Origin of the sequence: Pilosibacter sp. YYHA0881, from assembly GCF_051602715.1 — a bacterium.
Classification (GTDB): domain Bacteria; phylum Bacillota; class Clostridia; order Lachnospirales; family Lachnospiraceae; genus Alitiscatomonas; species Alitiscatomonas aceti.
On sequence record NZ_CP175657.1, the window covers coordinates 873151 to 891403 of the forward strand.

At 54.7% G+C, this 18253-nt stretch carries 15 protein-coding genes; 2 read left to right on the top strand and 13 right to left on the bottom strand.

All coding sequences use genetic code 11. From position 1 onward, the window contains the following. Positions 1 to 3 precede the first annotated feature (3 nt). From ACI6NM_RS04220 to ACI6NM_RS04255, 8 genes are all read right to left on the bottom strand, one after another. The gene (locus ACI6NM_RS04220) at positions 4 to 144 is read right to left on the bottom strand and encodes a hypothetical protein (protein WP_022273745.1); all 141 of its coding nucleotides are present in this window, start codon (positions 142 to 144) and stop codon (positions 4 to 6) included. Further along, positions 141 to 1457 carry a bifunctional folylpolyglutamate synthase/dihydrofolate synthase gene (locus ACI6NM_RS04225; RefSeq protein ID WP_262428013.1) on the bottom strand — a complete coding sequence of 439 codons (1317 nt, stop codon included), beginning with the start codon at positions 1455 to 1457 and terminating at the stop codon, positions 141 to 143. The genes ACI6NM_RS04220 and ACI6NM_RS04225 overlap by 4 nt, the downstream gene beginning before the upstream one ends. A gap of 104 nt (positions 1458 to 1561) precedes the next feature. Continuing rightward, the gene (locus tag ACI6NM_RS04230) at positions 1562 to 4213 is read right to left on the bottom strand and encodes a valine--tRNA ligase (protein ID WP_262428014.1); all 2652 of its coding nucleotides are present in this window, start codon (positions 4211 to 4213) and stop codon (positions 1562 to 1564) included. A gap of 39 nt (positions 4214 to 4252) precedes the next feature. Further along, positions 4253 to 4438, bottom strand: coding sequence for a DUF6472 family protein (locus ACI6NM_RS04235; protein ID WP_022273742.1), 186 nt, complete (start codon positions 4436 to 4438; stop codon positions 4253 to 4255). Next, the gene (locus tag ACI6NM_RS04240) at positions 4431 to 4946 is read right to left on the bottom strand and encodes a GNAT family N-acetyltransferase (RefSeq protein WP_158358487.1); all 516 of its coding nucleotides are present in this window, start codon (positions 4944 to 4946) and stop codon (positions 4431 to 4433) included. Before ACI6NM_RS04240 ends, ACI6NM_RS04235 begins: the two co-directional genes overlap by 8 nt. Positions 4947 to 5261: 315 nt before the next feature. Beyond that, positions 5262 to 6074: a hypothetical protein gene (locus tag ACI6NM_RS04245; RefSeq protein WP_262428015.1), complete on the bottom strand. Its 813-nt coding sequence runs from the start codon at positions 6072 to 6074 to the stop codon at positions 5262 to 5264. Then, positions 6071 to 7297, bottom strand: a complete 1227-nt coding sequence (locus ACI6NM_RS04250) for a DUF5716 family protein (RefSeq protein ID WP_022273739.1) — start codon at positions 7295 to 7297, stop codon at positions 6071 to 6073. The genes ACI6NM_RS04245 and ACI6NM_RS04250 overlap by 4 nt, the downstream gene beginning before the upstream one ends. A 12-nt stretch (positions 7298 to 7309) precedes the next feature. Then, on the bottom strand, positions 7310 to 10891 hold the full coding sequence (locus ACI6NM_RS04255) for a DUF5717 family protein (protein ID WP_262428016.1): 3582 nt from the start codon (positions 10889 to 10891) through the stop codon (positions 7310 to 7312). Positions 10892 to 11140: 249 nt separating this feature from the next. Between ACI6NM_RS04255 and ACI6NM_RS04260 the strand changes: the two genes are divergently transcribed. Next, the gene (locus ACI6NM_RS04260) at positions 11141 to 11665 is read left to right on the top strand and encodes a DUF4364 family protein (protein WP_262428017.1); all 525 of its coding nucleotides are present in this window, start codon (positions 11141 to 11143) and stop codon (positions 11663 to 11665) included. 9 nt (positions 11666 to 11674) lie between these two features. Beyond that, positions 11675 to 11827: a hypothetical protein gene (locus tag ACI6NM_RS04265; protein WP_262428018.1), complete on the top strand. Its 153-nt coding sequence runs from the start codon at positions 11675 to 11677 to the stop codon at positions 11825 to 11827. 57 nt (positions 11828 to 11884) lie between these two features. Here ACI6NM_RS04265 and yihA read toward each other — a convergent pair whose 3' ends face one another. The 5 genes from yihA to tig form a co-directional block, all read right to left on the bottom strand. Continuing rightward, on the bottom strand, positions 11885 to 12517 hold the full coding sequence (yihA, locus tag ACI6NM_RS04270) for a ribosome biogenesis GTP-binding protein YihA/YsxC (protein WP_215655252.1): 633 nt from the start codon (positions 12515 to 12517) through the stop codon (positions 11885 to 11887). Between the two features lie 14 nt (positions 12518 to 12531). Beyond that, positions 12532 to 14844, bottom strand: coding sequence for an endopeptidase La (gene lon, locus ACI6NM_RS04275; protein ID WP_158358493.1), 2313 nt, complete (start codon positions 14842 to 14844; stop codon positions 12532 to 12534). A 75-nt stretch (positions 14845 to 14919) separates the two neighbouring features. After that, positions 14920 to 16224, bottom strand: coding sequence for an ATP-dependent Clp protease ATP-binding subunit ClpX (gene clpX, locus ACI6NM_RS04280; RefSeq protein WP_022273732.1), 1305 nt, complete (start codon positions 16222 to 16224; stop codon positions 14920 to 14922). A gap of 30 nt (positions 16225 to 16254) precedes the next feature. Beyond that, positions 16255 to 16836, bottom strand: coding sequence for an ATP-dependent Clp endopeptidase proteolytic subunit ClpP (gene clpP, locus ACI6NM_RS04285; protein WP_022273731.1), 582 nt, complete (start codon positions 16834 to 16836; stop codon positions 16255 to 16257). A 98-nt stretch (positions 16837 to 16934) separates the two neighbouring features. Next, entirely contained in the window at positions 16935 to 18224 is a 1290-nt protein-coding gene (gene tig / locus ACI6NM_RS04290; protein WP_262428019.1) for a trigger factor, read from the bottom strand. Positions 18225 to 18253: the final 29 nt, after the last annotated feature.

Here is an 18253-nt window from a genome sequence, read left to right on the forward strand (position 1 = left end):
AGATTATTTTTCCTTTATCTCCTTCATGATCTCCATCATGATGTCTGCCATATCCGTCAGATCGCTCTTTATAATGGCGTCGCTGACTGCCTCCACCTCAAGGCTGGGCTTAAACCGCTGGATCTCTTCCTCAAAATCGATCATCGTTCTTCCTCCATCCAGGCCGCTGCCGCCGTCCGGATCTCGCCAGCCAGATAAAGGGATCCTGCAATAAACGAAAGATCCTGGCCGGTCCGGTCTGCCAGCAGTGCCTCAAAGGCTTTTTTCGTAGTTTCAAAGCAGCGGATCCTGGCTGTTTCCGGCATCCGCTCCCTGGCCGCCTGGAAAAGCCCGTCCACGGAAAGGGCCCTGGAGGTATCCGCCGCCGTCAGATAACATTCATCCGGCTGAAGGCTCCGGCCGATCTCTTCCAGCATCCGTCCGTACTCCTTGTCCGCTGCCACGGCAAATAAAAGCCTGGTGGTCTCCGGTCTCCGTTCCCGCTTTAAAAGACAGGCCGCCTCCAGAAAGGCCCGGATCCCGTCCTCATTATGGGCGCCGTCCAGATAGACCCCGGGAAGCAGGCGTTCCATCCTGGCCGGCCATCTGGCGCTCCTTAAGCCCCGGCGCACGGCTTCTGCCGGGATCCCAAGACCGGACACAGAAAGGGCCGTCACCGCCAGGGCTGCGTTCTCTGCCTGGTAGGGGGCCGGAAAGCCCACGGTAAATTCCTCTGTCTTTCCCAGGTAATCCCACTGGAAGACCAGCGTTTCCCCCTCCAGGCGGAAGGGGACGCATCCCACCGGGAACGCCGGACTCCCTTTCTTTTCTGCCGTTTCAAGGATCACAGCCTCCGCCTCCGGACAGGAATCGTCATAGACGGCCGGACAGCCGGGCTTTATGATCCCTGCCTTATGTACTGCGATCTCACCGGCCGTATGGCCCAGAAAGGCCGTATGGTCGATGCTCACAGACGTGATCACAGAGACCAGGGGATGTTCCACCACATTTGTCACATCGTAAAGGCCTCCCATACCGGTCTCCAGCACCAGGACCTCCGTCCCGGCTCTGGAAAACAGCACCATCCCCATATAAAAAAGAAACTCAAAATACGTGGGATGCGGCTTCCCCTGGGCGGTCCACTGGCCGGCGGCCCCGTATACGGTCTCAAAGGCCTGGTCAAAAGCCTCCCGTGAGACCATCTCCCCCTGGATCAGAAACCGTTCCCGGATATCCGAAAGATGGGGCGAGGTAAAGGCTCCGCAGCAAAGCCCGGCCTCTTTTAAGGCCGAGGACAGAAAGGCGCACACAGAGCCCTTTCCGTTGGTCCCGGCCACATGGAAGATCTTCATTCCCCTGTCCGGGCTTCCAAGAAGCTCCAGAAATGCCCTCACATCCTCCATCCCGCTCTTTTTTTTCGCAAAGGACGGGATCCGTTCCAGGTACTGTTCTGCCGTTTCTTTCTGTTTCCTTTTCATACCGCCTGTACCTCCCATCATACTAGAAATCCAGACTGCCTGCAAGCAGAACCCATCGTTCTGTTTCGACAGCCTGCGGCAGTCTGGTGATCTCTGGAATTTTTTTATTTTACAAGCTGGCCCAGACGCTCCTTTACCTGGTCCATCATCTGGGTATATTTGGAAAGCTTCGCCTTCTCCTCATCGATCTTGGCCTGGGGCGCTCTGGAAACGAATTTCTCGTTATTTAACATTCCGTTTACCCGGGCAAGCTCCTTTGCCAGGCGCTCCTCCTCTTTTTTCAGACGCTCTACTTCCTTCTCGATGTCCACCAGCTCTGCAAACGGCATATAAATGGCCGCCTGGGGAGCTACTGCGGATACGGCGTCCTCAGCAATGCCGTTCTTATCTGCCTGGATCGCTACCTCGCTGGCATAACCCAGGGTCCCGAAGAATACCTTACTGTGCTCAAAGATCTCCCGTACCTCCTGGTCCTCAGAAACCACGAATACCTTGGCCTTTTTGCTGGGCGGAACGTTCATGGAGGTACGCACGTTCCGGATCGCCCTCACGGCTCCCTTGATGATCTCCACGGCATGCTCCTCGGGACCAAAGTTCCTTTCCTCCTTGTAGACCGGCCAGGAAGAGATCATGATGGACGGCTCCTCCTCCTGCAGGTTGCAGAAGATCTCCTCTGTGATAAAGGGCATGAACGGGTGCAGGAGCTTTAAGGAATCCATGAGCACCGTCCGTAAGGTCCAGATGGCCGCAGCCTTGGTGGTATCGTTATCATCCCAGAGACGTGGCTTCACCATCTCGATGTACCAGTCGCAGAATTCCTCCCAGATAAAGTCATAGACCTTCTGGAGGGCGATGCCCAGCTCGAACTTATCCATGTTTTCAGTGACTTCCTTCACCAGGCTGTTGGCCTTGGAAAGGATCCACTTATCGGCCATGGTCAGATCCGCCGGCTGTGCGTCCAGGACCGGAGCCTTTTCAATATTCATCATAATGAAGCGGCTGGCGTTCCATACCTTATTGGCGAAGTTTCTGCTGGCCTCCACCCGCTCCCAGTAAAAACGCATATCATTGCCCGGCGCGTTTCCGGTCATTAAGGTCATGCGGAGGGCATCGGCGCCGTATTTGTCGATGACCTCTAAGGGATCGATGCCGTTTCCTAAGGACTTGCTCATCTTCCGTCCCTGGGAATCCCGCACCAGTCCATGGATCAGCACTGTGTCAAAGGGACATTCTCCCGTCTGCTCCAGGCCGGAGAATACCATACGGATCACCCAGAAGAAGATGATGTCGTAGCCGGTCACCAGAACGTTTGTGGGATAGAAGTACTCCATCTCCTCTGTCTTTTCCGGCCAGCCTAAGGTAGAGAAGGGCCAGAGAGCAGAGGAGAACCAGGTATCCAGGGTATCCTCATCCTGCTTTAAGTGGGTGCAGCCGCATTTCGGGCATTTTTCCGGCATGGATTTCGCCACCACCATCTCGCCGCACTCCTGGCAGTAGTAGGCCGGGATCCGGTGTCCCCACCAGAGCTGCCTGGAGATGCACCAGTCGCGGATCCCCTCCAGCCAGTGGAGATACGTTTTTCCAAAGCTCTCCGGAACGAATTTCAGCTTTCCGGTCTTTAACGCCTCAATGGCCGGCTTTGCCATTTCGTCCATGCGCACGAACCACTGGGGCTTTACCATGGGCTCTACTGTGGTGCCGCAGCGGTCATGGGTCCCCACGTTATGGGAGTGGGGGACCACCTTCACCAGAAGGTCCTGCTCCTTCAGATCCTCCACCATAGCCTTTCTTGCCTCATAACGGTCCATGCCGAAATATTTTCCGGGAACGTTTATGGTGGCGTCGTCATTCATGATGCAGATCTCTTCCAGGTTATGGCGCTTTCCCACCTCAAAGTCGTTGGGATCATGGGCCGGTGTGATCTTCACACAGCCAGTCCCGAACTCCTTGTCCACGTATTCATCGGCCACCACCGGGATCTCCCGGTCCGTTAACGGCAGCTTTAACATCTTGCCGATCAGGTCCTTATATCTTTCATCCTCCGGGTTCACAGCCACAGCCGTATCTCCCAGCATGGTCTCCGGACGGGTGGTGGCGATCTCCACAAAGCGTCCTTCCTCGCCCACGATGGGGTAATTGATATGCCAGAAGAAGCCGTCCTGCTCCTCGTGGTTCACCTCCGCGTCGGAGATGGACGTCTTACATACGGGACACCAGTTGATGATCCTGGAGCCCTTATAGATATAGCCTTTTTCGTAAAGTCTTGTGAACACCTCTAATACCGCGTCCGAGCAGCCCTCGTCCATGGTGAACCGCTCCCGGTCCCAGTCGGCGGAGGAGCCCATTTTATGGAGCTGGCGGATGATGCGGCTGCCATACTCGTCCTTCCACTTCCAGGCCTCCTTTAAAAAGCCCTCCCGGCCCAGGTCGTTCTTGTCGATGCCTTCCTTTTTCAGCTTATCGATGACCTTGACCTCTGTGGCAATGGCCGCATGGTCCGTACCCGGCTGCCAAAGGGCCTCGTAGCCCTGCATCCTCTTATAGCGGATCAGGATGTCCTGCATGGTGTTGTCCAGGGCGTGGCCCATATGGAGCTGGCCTGTGATATTGGGCGGAGGCATTACGATGGTAAAGGGCTTCTTCCCTTCCCTCTTTCCTCTCTCTGCATCGGCATGGAAATATTTATTGTCCAGCCATTTCTGGTACAGACGGTCCTCAATGGCCGCCGGATTATAGGTCTTTTCCAGTTCTTTCATAACTGCTCCTCTCCTTTATGTTCCATCTCTTTTGTATCCCTACATCTGTTTTCTTACCACCCGGTACTCATCGCCGGGCTGGTAAAACGGGCAGGAAAAATCCGAGCCCCGCAGAAATGCGGACATCTCATCCTCATCCAGATCTGCCTCACAGACGTAATACTCATATTCCTCATCATAGGCGTAAAACGCGCAGCTTTCGCAGCCGCCCTGGGGCTTATTCATTGGAATACGCCTCCATTTCGTATGCGCCGTATACGGTTCCCTTATACTCCAGATGATCTGGTATGTGGGAAACGGTCTTAAAGCCTGCGGCCTCATAGCAGGCCTTTGCCTGGGTATTTTTATCGAACACCGCCAGGGACGCCTTTTTCATCCCCAGCACCTGGAATACATACCGCAGGATCTGGCCGGCAAATTCCTTTCCCAGGCCCTTTCCCCGGATCTCCGGGGCAGTCACGATAAATCCCACCCGGGCTTCGGCATCTTCATAATCCGCCTTTCTGACCAGGAAATGGCCCACAGGCGTTCCCTTTTCATCCAGGGCCGTCATCGGCCAGCCGTCGGTCTCCTGCAGACACCACCGGGCAAAGTATCCGTCCAGCTCTTCGATGGTCAGGGGATATGAAAATTCCCCGCAGCTCCACATTAAAAAATCTTCCTCACCGGCGTTTTCCCACCATTCCAAAAGGTTCCAGGCGTCTCCCGGTTTATATGGCCTTAAACGAATCATAGAATTCTCCTTAAAAAGAAAACGCCCTCTGCAAATGCAAAGGGCGAAATACCGCGTTACCACCTTTATTCACCGCAGCTGCGGCGATCTTTCCGGTCCATAACGGAAACCACCCGGAAACGGCTGGACAGGCATTCGCCCCTCACCGCTTCAGCTCCAAAGCTACCTTCCGTACCTGCATTCCCGGCCTGTCTTTCAGCCTGCGGACAGTCCTCTCTGCTGGCGCCTGGTACGTACTCCTCTTCTTCCCAGCTTTTTCATATACCCAATAATATAGTGGAATCTTTTCTCCTTGTCAAGGGCCTTATGGTATTTTTACAGCATCTTCCTGTATTCCAGCTTCCACTGGTTCAGTACCTTTGCGGCTCCCTCCAGCCTTTTTTCCGGATCCCTGTCGAAAATTTCCTGGAGCCGTACCGCAGGTCCCGTCTGTCCGGCCCTGACCAGAGCCTCGTTAAACTCCCGGTCCCAGCCCTCTGTATCCTGGGAAGCCAGAAGCTCCCGGCACCGGTCCTTCATGGAAAGCTCCGGATCCAGCTTTGTAAGGAAATACATCCCCTTCAGATACGCGGCCTCTGGCTTTTCATTCCAGGCGCAGACATAGGCGTCCATGGCCTTCTGGAAAGAGAACAGCTCCCCATAGCAGGCTCCCAGGTTGTTCCAGACCTTTCCCCTGAATTCATGGGATAAGCTCCTGCCTTCCCCATTGTCCAGGATCCGTTTGTACATGGAGGCCGACCGGCCGTAAAGCCCCAGGCTGTAAAAGTAATCGGCCCTTTTCTTTTCATATTCATGGGAGGACAGCTTCCTAAGGCCCGCCACCTTCTGCCGGTAGGCCGCCTGCTCTGCCTGGGTATAGAAAGCGCAGTCCTGGAGGATCAAGAACAGAAGCTCATCCGACGGCCCCCGGCTCTGGATCCACTTCTGGATCCGCTCCGCCAGGAACGGAAGCCTCAGCTCAGTCCGTAAAAATGCCGCCAGGCGCTCGTTCACAAAATCCTCCATCACCAGGAGAGGATGATGATAGATCACGTAATTCAGTTCCTGGGAGGAATACAGATGGACCCCCAGCTCCTCGACAAAATAGGGGGATGTCACCGGTTCCTGACGGCACAGGATCAGGCTCATACTCTCACCTCCTGACGGATCTCAGCGTCTGTTTTCGGGAACAGCTCTCCAAAGCCCCGGTCCACGATCTTCACCACCATGGTCCTTTCATCCAGAAAGCCCACGGCGATCCGCACCCTGGTGGTCTTTGGAGGACGTTTGGGAAAGCCCTCCAGCGGGATCCGGACCAGCCTCTTCTGCTTGGGATTCTGGGGCGATGTGATGATCAGCTCGATCTCCTCCTGACCGTCCAGGATCACCTCCAGAACGCTCCTGGCCTCATACCAGCTCTCTCCGGCGGAGGCCAGGGCGATCTGGATCCGGCTGTCCCGCTTCATGACCTCCATAGCCACCGTGGATCTTAATTTTCCCTCACACAGACATACAAAGGGATAGGAGGATCTCTCCTCCAGATAGTCCCCGGCCTTTAAGGCCGCTCCCCGGGCAAAAAGGGATGGCTCCGCAAACACCCGTCTCCGGTGGCACACCTGCTTCATAAATTCTGGAGCCCAGTCAGTCCTTCCAAAGCCCTTTCCCGTTAAAAAAATTGAGGAATACAGCTTTTTCTGGAGAAGCCGTTCCCCGCAGGCACAGAGGATCTGATCGGCCATCCTGGCTCCGGAGGGCGAATCCAGCACATTAAGGCTGAAGCCCTCCTCCAGATCCTCGTGCTCCGCCCAGGCCGTCATCTGCCTCGGCCCCTGGACCACCTTCAGCTCATAATACCGCAGTGCCTCATCCGACAGGGAAAACATCCCCACCTGGCCGCCCCATACGTCCCGCTTCTGGCTCAGAACGTAGTAAACGAAGCACTCCGTATGGCTGGCAATGTGGACCAGATCCCTGGAGATCCCCAGAGCGTCTGCACAGCCCATAAGACAGTCCATCAGCTTCATTTCCATATTTTCCAGGGAGATCACCAGCTGGGCCACCGGCACACCCGGATATTCCGCCCGGATCATGGCCAGGATCCGTTCCATATACATCCTTAAAAGCTCTGCTCCCTGGTATTTCACCGACGAGATGGTGGCGGTCCCATCCTTTACAGCCAGGCTTAAGAGCTTGTCCACGATCACGCCCTCGCCCATCAGTGTATATTTATACGCTTCCTCGCCCACGTACCACCCGCCGTCTGTTTTTTTCCGGCAGATGACCGTGGGGATCACCCAGGTCTCATCCCGTCCGGCCACCGCCGCCTGGGTATAGGCATCGCACAGGTCGATTCCGATTATCAGTTTGTCCATTTCATTTTCCTCTTACTCCGCCAGCGGGAACAGCTCTTTTGCCGCCTGGCTTTCTGTCACATACCGCACCATGGCCTCCTTAAGCCTCCGGTCGTCCTTCATAGCCAGACAGAGTCCCATGGTATTGAGGGCGGAAAAACGATTTCCCCGGTCCCCGGCGGCCGCTTCCCGGCAGGAGATCCTGCCGCTTGCCTTTTCCACCGGCTCCCCATTCTCATATTCGCTTATGGTATATTCCATGACCTCGCCCTCGAACAGAAGCTTCTGGCGCACATAGATCCCCTTATACACCGGCTTCAGCTCTTCCTCATGGAACTCCTCCTCATCGGGAAGAACACGGACCATGAGCACCGGACGTCCCTCCGGCGCGCCGCGGTACTCCACGATCTCCTTATCCAGCAGTTCTCCCGGAAGGTCCACATAGGGAGCCAGATCCTTAAAATATGCAAAAATCATCCCCTGGTCCAGCAGGACGGCCATACACCGGCGGCATACCTGCTGCTGCTCCTTCTCCAGGGACGGCAGACCGGCGTAATATTTTGTCATGGCCATCAGATAGATCTCCGGCAGCTTCCGGATCTCCTGGCTTCCGTTGATGGCCCCCTCCAGATAGGCAAACACCCGGTCCCCCGGCGTCTGGTCCTTTAAGAAATAATCCACGCAGCGGATGGTAAAATATGCCTTTACAATGGCATCGCTGGTCTTTTTCCTTCCGGCATAAAGATCGAATACCGTATCCAGGTGTTTATCGCTTCCGGTGAACAGAAGCTGGGCCAGGAGCCGTTCCTCCATATCATAGGTTTCTGTATGCTCCCGGACCGCCTGTACCAGGATCCGGTACATATCGCTGTTGGCACCGTTGAAGTATCTGCACAGATAATCCAGGATCACGCCGTCGCCTTTTCCGGACAGGAAGATCCTCCTGGCCATATGTAAAAGCAGGTCGTCCGTCTCCGCCAGATTCTGTGAGATCAGCTTTGTGCACAGCTTTAAAAGCCGTTTGATCTTCAGGCCCTCTTCTCCGAATTCACGGATCATATCATAGGCTTCCTTATAAAGATCCTGGCTGATCAGCGTTTCACAGATCCCCACCCGTTCCATCCGGGACAGGCGTTTTTTGTCCAGCCGGAGAAGATAGGCTCCTCCCTCTTCGTTCATGGCCTCCTCACCGTTCCTTGCCGGGTCATTATAATAGGCGATGATCCGGGTGAGCATTTTCTGCTGGTACAGCTCCTTCACCGGAAGAGAATCCAGGGCATCCTGGAGTACGCGGATCCCGTCTCCGTCTATCTCCTCTTTTTCCATGATCCCAAGGCAGGCCCGCATTTTCAGCATGGGGTGGTCCGGGAACATTTCAAAGCACCGTTCCTCCAGCTCCCGTTCCTCCAACACCGGCTCTTTTGTATAGGGAACGTCCATATACCGGTTTCCATACACATCCTGGAACAGGAGCACACAATCGTCAAAATATAAGGGCACATACGCCGTCCCGTCGTTTAAGGGATAGGCATCCTCTCCCTCCAGAAGGGCGCTGCCCACCACCACATATTTCATGGACGCATCCTGGCAGCAGATCCGGTTGGCCCTTAAGATCCCCGGCAGTACCCTTGCCACCTGGGCGTCGATGATATCCCGGTAGATCATGTGCCGGTAGATCACCGCCAGAAAGCGGTCGATCCGCCCCTCAAAAAGCTGCTCCATGGCAAACTTTTCCATTTCCCGCTCATAGGCCTTATAAAGCCTGTCTCCGGGCTTTAAATACGTCAGAACGTTGGCGTAGAGCACGGAACGGCTGCGGCGGTCCATGTGGCTGTGCTCATAAGAAAAATACAGGAGCACCTGCTTCGGCAGCATCTGGTCATAGGAGGCCGGCAGGGAATACAGGTAATATTCATAGATCCTGGTGAGGCTGATCTCCTCCCTGATCCCCTTTTCATACCAGGGGAAGCAGGCAGCCGTGCGCATATTGCCCTTGATCAGCAGACAGCACACCGCCGTCAGGATCTCTTTCTCCGGATATTTCTCATAAAGGGCCGCCAGGAGCCGGTAGTAAAGCCGGTGGAAAAATTTCACCCCAGAGGCCAGGGACGCGGCCCGCAGGGCCAGCGCCTCTCCTATCATGCCATGGGTCACACCGTAATACAGAGCATGGATCTCAAAGGGCTCCATATTCACCAGAAGGGCCGGATCCTTTTCCAGAAGCCGGCAGGCCTCAATATACAGGAAGGGACTGTGGCATCCGTTCCTGTACTGGGTCTTGAAGCTGTCAAACAGCGCCGGGCCCTCCTCAAACAGCTCCGGCTCCATCTTTAAAAGCAGGAGCTGTAAATAAAACCGTCCCTTCCGCTTATCCAGCTTCTTTCTCAAAAGCCGCAGCACCGCATCCCTCCTGGTCTCATCGGGGTTCACCCGGTACTGGAGGTACTGGTAAAAGCAGTACAGGGTCCCGGTCCTCTCCTCCTCTGCCGCGATCTGGTCCCGGCAGCTGTCCAGACACAGGGCCGCCTGATCCGGCCGTCCCGCATCCAGATACGTCTCCGCCTGGAACAGGGAGTGGAGCAGAGAGCTGCCGCAGGCCCCGCGGATGGCGTCCAGCTCCCTCTGGAGCTTCGTTAAAACCTTTGCCGGATCATTTTTCCCGCTTTCATACTCCTCCCGGAGCGTCAGATACCGGGCTATGCTGGACCGGGTGATCTCCCGGTCCCTGGCTGCCGCTCCCAGCTCATTTCCAGCTGTGGCCGTGATCCGGACCGCCGTTTCTCCGTGGACCGTCAAAAACCGGATGGCCCCCAGGTTCTTTCCCCTGTGCAGCCGCTCCGGATGGATCTTAAAAGCCAGGTCAAAGCGGCCGTCCGTAAAGTCTGCCTGGGTCACGGTCTTCTGGGAAAGCTCAATGAAATCCCCGTCAGCCTTCACCTCCATATATACATAGCCCCAGCCATTTTTCTGGAGGACGATCCGGTCGCTCACCTGTTTTTTCGGATTATCATACGTTTTGGATGCGGCTGAAAGAGTCAGCTCCACCGGCTCCTTCACTCCCAGCCCCAGGAAAAACTCCTCCAGGGCGTTCTGCCGGTTTCCATGGCCTCGGATCCCGTCAAAGACTGCCCGTACCCGCAGGTCCTGGAGGAAGGGTGCGTCCGTAAAATCCTTATATTCCATGAGCCGCAGAGCCAGATCCATATCCTTCTGGGCCAGATCCACAAAATCCTCCACCGTATGCAGGGTGGAGAGGACCCGGATGGAGGCTGTGGTTTCCACACAAAAAAGGAAGGGGACCTCCAGCTCTCCGCCGTTGGTCACCAGATTGATGGTTCCGCGGATCACATCCCCGTTTTCGCACCAGGAGGTATCCACCTCGTACACAATATGGTTTCTCAGGCCGCCGAAGGACCGGGAGGCGATCCTCACCCTGGAATGGGTGGAGTAGGCCAGCCCCTTGATAGAAAGATTATTTTCACTGGAAAGGTACAGCTCTCGTTTATATATGGTATCGCTGCCCAGCGTTTCCTCCACCTTCACCGGAGAAAGAAACAGCTTCGGCAGCTCCGCATCCACAATCCCTCGCGCGAGGCGGTTGATCCGTTCTCTCATAATATTTCACCCTGGATTTTCATAATCAGCAGCCGCCCTGAAGGCCCGGCCGCCATAATCGTTTCAGTTTATCATATCATACTTTACTGGTAAATACACTACCATTTTCGACGAAATTCGGGCATGTCTGCCCGGAAGGTCCTCCCCTCCGCCGCCAGGCTGTCCCCTAAAAAAGAAAAAGGACTTGAATCCCCCGGGAGAAACCTGTAAAATAAGGATAGTTCCCTATTGATTCAAAGGAGTAAGCCTATGTTATCGGATCCGATCACCCTTTATAAACTCATGATCCTCTATATGCTGGCCCACGTCAACTTCCCGCTGACCAATTCCCAGCTCACGGATTTTTTCCTGGACCATGAATACACCACCTACTTTACGTTGCAGCAGGCCTTAAATGAGCTGCGGGAAGCCGGGCTTCTGAAAATGGAGTCCATCCACAACTCCTCCCGCTACGAGATCACCAGGGAAGGGGAGGATACCCTTTCCTTCTTCGGATCCAATATCTCTCCTGCCATTGTCTCCGACATTGACGGCTATTTAAAGGAAAATAAATTCCGTCTCCGCAGCGAGGTGGGCGTCATCTCTGATTTCTATAAGTCCACAAACCAGGATTACATCGTCCACTGCGAGGTGCGGGAGGGAAAAGCCGCGCTCATCAGCCTGGACGTATCCGTTCCCGATAAGGATCAGGCCGAGATCATGTGCGGCCACTGGAAGGAGCGGAGCCAGGAGATCTATTCCTTTGTCATGCGGTCGTTAATGCGGTCAGAATAGGAGGATTTCATGAAAAGACAGCGGTCTGATCTTTCCAGACGGATCCGGCGGATCCGCCGGAAATTTTTTCTTCTGGTCACCGTCCCCACTGCCGTGGTCACCCTTGGACTGGCAGTGATGGATGCATACCAGCAGGCCATAAAACAAAAAAGCGGCGTATAAAGGCTCCGGGGGAGCCCATGTCATGGCGATATGGGCTCCCCCGTTCTTTTTCCCGGATCAGGCCTGCTCGTTTTCCCCAGAGCCTTCTTCCTGTTCCTTTTCTTCTCCGGCGGCCATCTTCCCGATCAGCGCCCAGATCTCTTCCCTCCCCTGCTTGCTGGCAGCGGAAAACGGGATGATCACGTCGTCCTTTTCCATTCCCAGGCCGTTCCTTATGAGCTTCACCTGTTTCTGGATCTGGCTCCGGTTGATCTTATCCAGCTTTGTGGCGATGATCACCGGGCGGAAGCCATTGTAGACCACCCACTCGTACATGGTCCTGTCATTGGCCGACGGCTCATGGCGGATGTCCACCAGAAGGAACACGCATTTCAGCATTTTGGACTTATGGAGATAGTTTTCGATCATCTTCCCCCATTTTTCCTTTTCCGTCTGGGACACCTTTGCATAGCCGTATCCCGGCAGGTCCACGTAATACAGCTCTTTGTTTATGTTATAAAAATTGATGGTCTGGGTCTTTCCCGGCTGGGCCGAGGTCCTGGCCAGAGCCTTCCGGTTCATCAGCGCGTTGATCAGCGAGGATTTTCCCACATTGGACTTTCCCGCAAACGCAAACTCTGGAAGAGTATTTTCCGGCAGCCTGCTGGTCACGCCGCAGACAGTTTCCAGCTCCACATTTCTTATGATCATATTGTCCTCCGATCTTAAACGAACGCCTCCCGGATCACGTCCTCCATGGTCTTGACATAGACAATGGAAAGGCCTTTTGTGATCTCTTTGGAGATCTCTGCCATATCCGGCTGGTTGCCCGCCGGCACCAGGACCTTTTCCATATGGGCCATCCTGGCCGCCAGTGTCTTTTCCTTTAAGCCGCCGATGGGGAGCACCCGTCCTCTTAAGGTGATCTCTCCGGTCATGGCCACCCTGGCATGGACCTTTGTTCCGGTCACCGCAGACAGCATGGCCGTAGCCATGGTGATGCCGGCGGATGGACCGTCCTTGGGAACGGCTCCCTCCGGAATGTGCAGATGCATGTCATGGGTCTCAAAATAATCCCTGGGGATCTCATATTTCTCGCTGACAGAGCGCACATAGGTCAGGGCGATCTGGGCCGATTCCTTCATCACGTCACCCATCTGGCCCGTCATCTGAAGCTTTCCGTCTCCAGGCATCACGTTGACCTCGATCTGCAAGGTATCTCCCCCTACGCTGGTCCAGGCCAGGCCGCGGACAATGCCCACCTGGTCCTCCTGGTTGGCGTCCTCAAAGGTGATCTTTTCCTTGCCCAGATATTTTTCCAGGTTGGCCTCGGTCACCCGTACAGAGGTCTTATCCCTCTCCAGGAATTCCCTGGCCGCCTTCCGGCAGATCTCTCCGATCCGCCGCTCCAGGTTCCGGACGCCGGCTTCTCTGGTATAGTTGTGGATGATCTTTTCCAGGGCCTTATCACTGATGGTGAGCTTTCCTTTATCCAGCCCGTTCCGCTCCAGCTGCTTGGTCACCAGGTAGTTCCTGGCAATATGGAATTTTTCATTTTCCGTATAGCTGGATACCTCGATCACCTCCATACGGTCCAGAAGAGGACCGGGGATGGTCTGGGTGGTGTTGGCTGTGGCGATAAAGAGAACGCCGGAAAGATCCAGGGGGATCTCCACATAGTGATCCCTGAACTTCACGTTCTGCTCTCCGTCCAGGACCTCCAGGAGCGCCGATGCCACATCTCCCTTGTAATCGCCGGATACCTTATCGATCTCGTCCAGAAGCATCAGCGGATTGGCCACGCCCGCCTGGCGCATGGCCTCGGCGATCCGGCCCGGCATGGAGCCCACATACGTCTTCCTGTGACCGCGGATCTCCGCCTCGTCATGGACGCCGCCCAGGCTGATGCGGACGTATTTCTTATTTAATGCCCTGGCCACCGACCGGGCGATGGAGGTCTTTCCCGTTCCCGGCGGGCCCACCAGGCAGAGGATGGGGCTGGTCCCCTTTTTGGTCAGGACCCGGACTGCCAGATATTCCAGCACCCGCTCCTTGACCTTTTCCAGTCCGTAATGGTCCTCCTCCAGGATCTTTTCCGCATGGCGGATATCCTGGTTGTCCCGGGACGTCTTTTTCCAGGGAAGCTCCAGCACTGTTTCGATGTAGGTCCGCAGCACGTTGGCCTCCTGGCTTCCGCCGGGCATCGCCTTGAACCGCATGATCTCCTTGCGGATCTTTTCCTTTGTCTCCTTATCCGCGTTGAGCTTCTCCAGCTGCTCCAGGAAGCTGTCTGCGTCGGAGCCGGTATACTCCTCCCCCAGCTCCTCCTGGATCACTTTAAGCTCTTCCCTTAAAATATAGTCTCTCTGGTTTTTGTCAATGCTGGCCTTTACCTTTCCCTGGTAATCCCGTTTGATCTTTAAGATCTCGATCTCCCGCATCAGATAATAGACCACCCGGTCATACAGATGGCTCACATAACCGCACTCCAAAAGCTCCTGCTTCACCGTATACTCCCAGGGGAACTGACCGGCCGTCTGGATCAGCAGCTCGTTCAGATCCGTAATGGCCATAAGCCCGCCCATGAAGTCCTTGACCGTCTTGGGATTGCCGTTTCCAAACTCTTCCAGCTTCTCCTTGACGATGCGGGCCATGGCCTCCTTTACAGTATCGCTCAGGTTTTCTTCCATCAGAGGCGCTTCTGCCACCTCGGCCTCCAGATACGGATCATCCTGGAGCAGATTGATAAGCTCTGCCCTTTCCAGGCCCTCCACCATGACCCGGACCAGGCCGCCGGGGATCTTCACCAGCTGCTTGATCCTGGCGATGGTACCGATCTGGAACAGGCCGGAGGCATCGGGATCCTCCTCCTCGATCTGGCGCTGGGTCACCAGGAACACCTTCTGCTCTCCCACCATGGCGTGCTCCACGGCGCTGATGGACTTGTCCCGGCTGATATCAAAATGCTGGATCATCTCAGGAAGCACTGTCAGCCCTCTGAGCGCAATGACCGGCAGTGTCATCAATTTTTCATCCATGAACATTCTCCTTTTGTATATATAGAAAAAATGGGCCGCTGTAAAACCTGTTCGCTTTGCAGCAGCCCGTCTCTATCAGGCGATCTCGCCCTTACTGTCTTTCTTTGATCTGCCTAAAAGGTTCTTTCTGGGAACCGTCAGATCCCGGTATACGATCTCCGGCTTTCCCTTTCCTTCCACTGCGTCGCTGGTCACCGTACAGATCCCCACATTGGAATCCGACGGGATCTCATACATCATATCCATCATGACGTTTTCCATGATGGAACGCAGTCCCCTGGCCCCGGTCTTTCTCTCCACTGCCATATGGGCGATGGAATGGACCGCCTCGGGGGTAAACTCCAGCTTCACGTCATCCAGCTCAAACAGCTTCTGATACTGCTTGGTAATGGCGTTTTTCGGCTCTGTCAGGATCTTCACCAGGGCGTCCTCGTCCAGAAGATCCAGGGATACCATCACTGGCACACGGCCCACAAATTCCGGGATCAGGCCGAATTTGGTCAGATCCTGGGGCATGGCCTGCTTTAACAGGGCCCCCACATCCATGTGCTTCCGGTCGGCGATCTTGGCGCCAAAGCCGATGGTGCTGGCCTCCATCCTGGATTCCACGATCCGCTCCAGGCCGTCAAAGGCCCCGCCGCAGATGAACAGGATATTGGTGGTGTCAATGGGGATCAGCTCCTGCTGGGGATGCTTTCTTCCACCCTGGGGAGGAACGTTGGCAACAGTTCCCTCCAGGATCTTAAGGAGCGCCTGCTGTACGCCTTCGCCGGAAACGTCCCTGGTAATGGAGACATTCTCGCTCTTTTTGGTGATCTTATCGATCTCATCGATATACACGATCCCGTACTCCGCCCGGCTCACATCGTTGTCCGCCGCCTGGATCAGCTTTAACAGGATGTTCTCCACATCCTCGCCCACGTATCCCGCCTCCGTGAGGGTGGTGGCGTCGGCGATGGCAAAGGGAACATTTAAAAGCTTTGCCAGGGTCTGGGCCAGGTAGGTCTTTCCAGAGCCTGTGGGGCCCAACATCAGGATATTGCTCTTCTGGAGCTCGATGTCGGATTCCCTCTGGGAGGTGATCCTCTTATAGTGGTTGTATACAGACACAGACAGGACCTTTTTGGCCTCCTCCTGTCCCACCACGTACTGGTCCAGGAACTCCTTGATCTCCTTGGGCTTTAACAGATTGATGCCTGCGAAATCCGGCGCTTCCTCCCCTTCGGGACCCAGCTCCTCTTCCAGGATCTCGCTGCACAGCTCAATACATTCATCACAGATAAATACATTATTTCCAGTGCCTGCGATCATCTTTCTGACCTGCTCCTGGCTTTTTCCGCAGAAGGAACAACGGATCTTGTCTTCAGGTCTTACTGGCATGTTCACACCTCAATTCTAAAAATTTCCATATTAATGTCCAGTGATCACGCGGTCAATGAGACCGTATTCCATGGCCTCCTGGGCGGACATGTAATTATCCCTCTCTGTATCTCTTTCGATGGTCTCCAGAGGCTTGCCTGTATTGGCAGCCAGGATCTCGTTTAATTTCTTTCTGGTCTTTAAAATATGCTCAGCCGCGATGTTGATCTCTGTGGCCTGGCCCTGGGCTCCGCCGGAGGGCTGGTGGATCATGATCTCAGCATTGGGGAGAGCGAACCTCTTTCCTTTGGCGCCGCCGGAAAGCAGGAATGCGCCCATGCTGGCTGCCATTCCGATACAGGTGGTGCATACGTCGCATTTGATATAATTCATCGTATCGTAGATCGCCATACCGGCTGTAACGGAGCCGCCGGGGCTGTTGATGTACAGATTGATATCCTTATTGGGGTCTTCAGACTCCAGGAACAGAAGCTGTGCCACCACAAGGCTGGCGGTCACGTCATTGACCTCTTCTCCCAGGAAGATGATCCTGTCTTTTAAAAGTCTGGAATAAATGTCATAGGAACGCTCGCCTCTGCTGGTGGATTCCAGTACGTAAGGTACTAAGCTCATATTCTCTCCTCCTGCTCATAACATTTGACAGGGGATTGTCACAGCATAGCTGCAGCAACCCCCGTTTCTCCTGCGTATTCTAAAACTGAAACCTCTGACTATTCGGTCAGAGCTGCCTCTTTTACAAGGAAGGTGATGGCGTTCTGTACAGCCAGGTCTTCCTTCATCTGGGCGATCTGCTCTTCGCCGAACATACCCTTGATCTGGTCCTTTTCCATCTTGTAGGCTTCAGCCATCTTGTCGAACTGTGCGTCCACATCCTCATCGCTGGCAGTGATGTTCTCAGCCTTTACAACAGCCTCCAGGACCAGTCTGGTCTGGATCCGCTTTAAAGCCTGGGGCTTCATCTGCTCGCCGATCTTTTCTGCAGTCATGCCTGTGATCTCTGCATACTGCTTGAAGGAGATGCCCTGGCTTTCCAGTCTGCGCACATAGTCGTTTAACATACCGTTGACTTCCTCGTCAACCATCTGGTCAGCGATCTCCATGGAAGCGTTCTCAACCACCTTATCCACAACACGGTTCTCGATCTCTGTGTCAGCGGCCTTCTGTTTCTCATCCTGGAGTTTTACTCTTAAATCGTTCTTGTACTCTTCCAGTGTATCGAAGTCGGATACTTCGCTGGCAAACTCATCGTTCACCTCCGGAAGCTCTCTCTTCTGGATCTCTTTTACCTTTACCTTGAATACAGCCGGTTTGTTCTTTAAGTCCTCTACATGGTACTCAGCCGGGAAGGTCACGTTTACGTCGCACTCCTCGCCGATGTTCTTACCGATCAGCTGCTCCTCGAAGGTATCGATGAAGGTGTGGGAGCCGATGGTCAGAGGATAATCGTCGCCCTTTCCGCCGTCGAATCTCTTTCCGTCCACATAGCCGTCGAAGTCGATGGTCACCAGATCGCCGTTCTCAACGGCTCTGTCCTCAACGGTCACCAGACGGGAGTTTTTATTTCTCACGCTGCTGATCTCTGCGTCGATATCTGCGTCTGTCACATCTGCCTTCACCTTCTGTACCTCTACGCCCTTGTACTGGCCCAGGGTCACTTCCGGCTTTACAGCCACAACGGCTGTGTAGATGAAATCCTTACCCTCTTCGATCTGGGTAACGTCCACAGTGGGGCGGGAAACGATCACAAGTCCGCTCTCCTTTGCAGCGTCCGGATAGCTCTCGTCGATCACTTCGTTGGCCGCATCTTCAAAGAATACGCCTGCTCCGTACATCTTTTTGATCATTTCAAAGGGAGCTTTGCCTTTTCTGAAGCCCGGGATATTGAATCTGCTTTTGCTCTTATTGTAAGCATTCTTCACAGCTGCGTCAAATTTTTCTGCCGGCACTTCGATGGTAAGCTTCGCCGTATTCTTCTCCAACTTTTCTACCTGTAAACTCATTGTATGGGTTCCTCCTTAAATATATCTGT

What these genes read in the sequence shown, in the direction of transcription:
- yihA (WP_215655252.1), bottom strand. Translation starts at nt 12,517, where the DNA reads ATGATCATAAGAAATGTGGAGCTGGAAACTGTCTGCGGCGTGACCAGC.
- ACI6NM_RS04265 (WP_262428018.1), top strand. Translation starts at nt 11,675, where the DNA reads ATGAAAAGACAGCGGTCTGATCTTTCCAGACGGATCCGGCGGATCCGC.
- ACI6NM_RS04220 (WP_022273745.1), bottom strand. Translation starts at nt 144, where the DNA reads ATGATCGATTTTGAGGAAGAGATCCAGCGGTTTAAGCCCAGCCTTGAG.
- ACI6NM_RS04245 (WP_262428015.1), bottom strand. Translation starts at nt 6,074, where the DNA reads ATGAGCCTGATCCTGTGCCGTCAGGAACCGGTGACATCCCCCTATTTT.
- ACI6NM_RS04255 (WP_262428016.1), bottom strand. Translation starts at nt 10,891, where the DNA reads ATGAGAGAACGGATCAACCGCCTCGCGCGAGGGATTGTGGATGCGGAG.
- ACI6NM_RS04225 (WP_262428013.1), bottom strand. Translation starts at nt 1,457, where the DNA reads ATGAAAAGGAAACAGAAAGAAACGGCAGAACAGTACCTGGAACGGATC.
- tig (WP_262428019.1), bottom strand. Translation starts at nt 18,224, where the DNA reads ATGAGTTTACAGGTAGAAAAGTTGGAGAAGAATACGGCGAAGCTTACC.
- clpP (WP_022273731.1), bottom strand. Translation starts at nt 16,836, where the DNA reads ATGAGCTTAGTACCTTACGTACTGGAATCCACCAGCAGAGGCGAGCGT.
- ACI6NM_RS04235 (WP_022273742.1), bottom strand. Translation starts at nt 4,438, where the DNA reads ATGAATAAGCCCCAGGGCGGCTGCGAAAGCTGCGCGTTTTACGCCTAT.
- lon (WP_158358493.1), bottom strand. Translation starts at nt 14,844, where the DNA reads ATGGATGAAAAATTGATGACACTGCCGGTCATTGCGCTCAGAGGGCTG.
- ACI6NM_RS04260 (WP_262428017.1), top strand. Translation starts at nt 11,141, where the DNA reads ATGTTATCGGATCCGATCACCCTTTATAAACTCATGATCCTCTATATG.
- clpX (WP_022273732.1), bottom strand. Translation starts at nt 16,224, where the DNA reads ATGCCAGTAAGACCTGAAGACAAGATCCGTTGTTCCTTCTGCGGAAAA.
- ACI6NM_RS04240 (WP_158358487.1), bottom strand. Translation starts at nt 4,946, where the DNA reads ATGATTCGTTTAAGGCCATATAAACCGGGAGACGCCTGGAACCTTTTG.
- ACI6NM_RS04230 (WP_262428014.1), bottom strand. Translation starts at nt 4,213, where the DNA reads ATGAAAGAACTGGAAAAGACCTATAATCCGGCGGCCATTGAGGACCGT.
- ACI6NM_RS04250 (WP_022273739.1), bottom strand. Translation starts at nt 7,297, where the DNA reads ATGGACAAACTGATAATCGGAATCGACCTGTGCGATGCCTATACCCAG.